Source organism: Mesorhizobium sp. M1C.F.Ca.ET.210.01.1.1, assembly GCF_004791585.1.
Taxonomy (GTDB): domain Bacteria; phylum Pseudomonadota; class Alphaproteobacteria; order Rhizobiales; family Rhizobiaceae; genus Mesorhizobium.
Map to the genome: position 1 here is coordinate 1 of NZ_SRUU01000248.1, position 278 is coordinate 278.

The window sequence follows — 278 nt, forward strand, 5'->3', positions numbered from 1 at the left end:
GGTCGCGCCATTGTTGAGCGACAGCGTCGGCGTGCCCGATACCGCCACGGCCTCGTTGAAGCCGAGTGTCAGCGTGACCGTGTCTCCGACGTGCTCGGTGCCGGTTCCCGGCGAAGCTGTGGCCTGCGTCACCGCCGGCAAGATCGGATCGATCTGGAGCCCGGAGAACGTCTTCACCGCGCCCGAGAGGTTCGCCGCAACACCGGACGCATCCTTGATGCTCGCGCCGCTCGGAAGATTGACCCCGGTGATGGCGAGCGCCGAGGTATCCTTGTCGG

At 66.9% G+C, this 278-nt stretch carries 1 protein-coding gene; it reads right to left on the reverse strand.

Features of this window, described 5'->3' with window-relative positions; all coding sequences use genetic code 11:
* Positions 1–278 (reverse strand): hypothetical protein (locus EN853_RS33780; RefSeq protein WP_135861392.1); only part of this gene is annotated, 278 nt, incomplete at both ends.